Below are 2,876 nucleotides of genomic sequence, written 5' to 3' on the forward strand. Positions count from 1 at the left end.
ACCTTGTAGGTACGGCACTCAACAAGGCTTCTGCTCTCGCCTTCAAGCTCGACGGATATTCCGACGAAGAAGTGGGCAAGAGGCTCGACGCCTACGGTGTTGCCGTGCGTACAGGTCACCACTGCGCACAGCCGGTGCTCAGGCATTTCGGTTACGAAAGTACCGTTCGCCCGACGCTTGCGCTGTACAACTCTCCGGACGACATCGACGCACTCGTGAGGGCGCTGAAGACATTCGCGTGATAAATAGTGGTTAGTAAACAGTGGTTAGTAAACAGGAATGTTTTTCCTAACCACTAACCACCAACCACTAACCACTTTTCATTTTTTTATCGCATCAATCTATGCACGAACTTATCCAAGAATCAGAAGTCGAAAAAGCTGTCCAGACGATTTTTGCCGATTACAATCGCGGCAAGCATATCGACAACATTGACATCTATAATCGACCCGACCAGGCCGAGATTCAGACGATTTTGCAGAACCTGATCCGTGTGGTTTATCCCGGACATTTCAGGGACCGCTCGCACAAGATTTACAACCCGAAGAATAGCTTCGCGGTCATTATCGAAGATACTTTCTACCACCTCCATAAACAGGTGGCGATTGCGCTGGACTATTGCAAACTCCGCGGCTCCATGACTTCGGACGAGCGCAAGATTGAAAGCTACCGCATCTGCAAGGAGTTTTTCGCGAAGATTCCTTGGATTCGCGAATGTCTTGAAACCGATTTGCATGCCGCTTATGACGGCGATCCTGCCGCCGGTTGTCTTGACGAAATCATCCTTGCGTATCCGGGCCTTATGGCGACAACGATTTTCCGCATTGCCCATGAACTTTACCTTTTGCACGTTCCGGTTCTCCCGCGGCTCATGACAGAGTATGCGCATTCCAAGACGGGAATTGACATCCATCCGGGTGCATCCATCGGCAAGTACTTCTTTATCGATCACGGTACGGGCATCGTGATTGGCGAAACTGCGGTTATTGGCAATAACGTGAAAATTTATCAGGGCGTGACTCTCGGTGCGCTCTCGACGCGCGGGGGCCAGCGCCTCTCCGGCAAAAAACGTCATCCGACAATTCAGGATAACGTAACCATTTACGCGAACGCATCCATTCTAGGCGGCGATACGGTCGTAGGCGAAAATGCCATTATCGGTGGCAGTGCCTTCATCACGAGTTCTGTCGCGCCCAATACCCGCGTGAGCATGAAGAACCTTGAAATGGACTACGTCTCTACCGATAAGCAGCACAAGACAGAAGAAATTACCCAAAGCGAGGAGTGGTACTACATTATATAATCATAAGATGGCGACTTGCTATAGAAAAAACTGATAATTCAGCATAAAAACAATGTATTGGACGCGTGCGAAAACGCGTTCTATATTTGGGCCAGATTAAAACAACAATGTACGGAGAAACAACAATGGCAGAAATAAAAATTGACGATACCATCGACATTACCGATGTCGTGTGCCCGACCACTTTCGTGAAGGCGAAGGTCGCCCTCGAAGAACTGGAAGAAGGCCAAATCCTTTCTATCCGCCTGAACGACGGCGAACCGGTGCAGAACGTGCCGCGCAGCATCAAGGAAGAGGGTCACGAAATCTTGAAACTCGACGACAACCAGGACGGAACCTACACACTCATTGTGAAGAAGGTCGGAGACTAACCAAGGAGTATAAAATGATTATTACTGTTGCAGGAAACAAGAAAGAATACAAGGACGGCCTTACCGTCGCAGAACTGATTGAAGCCGAGAAGATTGACAACCCGCTTTACGTGACGGTTTCGGTGAACGAGGAGTTTGTTGAGGGTGGAACGTTCGACAAGGCCGTGCTCAAGGATGGCGACAGCGTCGAGTTCCTCTACTTCATGGGAGGCGGCTGCTAATGGCTTTTACTAACGAACAGCTGGAGCGCTATTCGCGCCACATCATCTTGAAAGAGGTGGGCGCGAAGGGCCAGAAGAAGCTCCTGAATGCGAAGGTACTCGTGATTGGTGCGGGCGGCCTCGGAGCGCCTGTAGCCATGTACCTTGCTGCAGCAGGCGTGGGCACCATCGGCATTGTCGATGCCGACGTGGTCGATCTTTCCAATTTGCAGCGCCAGATTATCCACGCCACACAGGATGTGGGCAAGCCCAAGGTGCAGTCCGCGAAAGAGACGATGGAAGCGATGAACCCCGACGTGAAAGTGGTTACGTACCACACTTTCGTGACGAGCGAGAACATCCTCGACCTCATCAAGGACTACGACTTCGTCATCGACGGCACGGACAATTTCCCGGCGAAGTTCCTCATTAACGATGCCTGCGTGATGGCGAAGAAACCGTTCTCCCATGCGGGCATCATCCGTTTTCAGGGACAGCTCATGACGTATGTTCCGGGCCAGGGCCCCTGCTACCGCTGTGTGTTCAAGGAACCGCCTCCGAAAGATGCCGTGCCTACCTGCAAGCAGGCGGGCGTGATTGGCGCTATGGGCGGCGTTATCGGTAGCTTGCAGGCGATGGAAGCCGTCAAGTACATTCTCGGCGTGGGTAATCTGCTCACGGGTTACCTGCTCACCTACAATGCGCTTACGATGGAATTCCGCAAGGTAAAGCTCCCGACGCATACCGAAGACTGCGCCGTGTGCGGCACGCACCCGACCATCACCCAGCTCATCGACTACGAGCAGGCCGTTTGCGACTTGAAGCATTAGAAAGTGGTTAGTATGCAGTGGTTAGTAAGCAGGAATAAATTTAGTGGTTAGTAAACAGTATGCAGTAAACAGGAATGCAAAAAGAAACGTTCTTGTCGCAATCCTAACCACTAACCACCAACCACTAATCACCTGAAGCGCCCACACCTCATTCCTAGAGGTTTTCAATGAT

General features: G+C 51.3%; 5 protein-coding genes. All 5 read left to right on the plus strand.

Annotation, left to right across the window (positions count from 1 at the left end; genetic code table 11):
- Positions 1 to 242: aminotransferase class V-fold PLP-dependent enzyme (locus tag Q0Y46_RS14850; RefSeq protein WP_297948618.1), on the plus strand; the 242-nt coding region annotated here is incomplete at its 5' end.
- A 101-nt stretch (positions 243 to 343) separates the two neighbouring features.
- Positions 344 to 1,303, plus strand: a complete 960-nt coding sequence (locus Q0Y46_RS14855; protein WP_297948620.1) for a serine O-acetyltransferase — start codon at positions 344 to 346, stop codon at positions 1,301 to 1,303.
- Between the two features lie 125 nt (positions 1,304 to 1,428).
- Positions 1,429 to 1,674 (plus strand): sulfurtransferase TusA family protein, encoded by a 246-nt coding sequence (locus Q0Y46_RS14860; RefSeq protein ID WP_072810168.1) that lies wholly within the window; start codon positions 1,429 to 1,431, stop codon positions 1,672 to 1,674.
- Between the two features lie 14 nt (positions 1,675 to 1,688).
- Complete coding sequence (gene thiS, locus Q0Y46_RS14865; protein ID WP_072810170.1) at positions 1,689 to 1,895, plus strand: sulfur carrier protein ThiS; 207 nt, start codon at positions 1,689 to 1,691, stop codon at positions 1,893 to 1,895.
- Positions 1,895 to 2,704: a thiazole biosynthesis adenylyltransferase ThiF gene (gene thiF / locus Q0Y46_RS14870; RefSeq protein ID WP_295685282.1), complete on the plus strand. Its 810-nt coding sequence runs from the start codon at positions 1,895 to 1,897 to the stop codon at positions 2,702 to 2,704. The genes thiS and thiF overlap by 1 nt, the downstream gene beginning before the upstream one ends.
- The last annotated feature ends 172 nt before the right edge of the window (positions 2,705 to 2,876 follow it).

Source organism: uncultured Fibrobacter sp. (assembly GCF_947305105.1).
Classification (GTDB): Bacteria; Fibrobacterota; Fibrobacteria; order Fibrobacterales; family Fibrobacteraceae; genus Fibrobacter.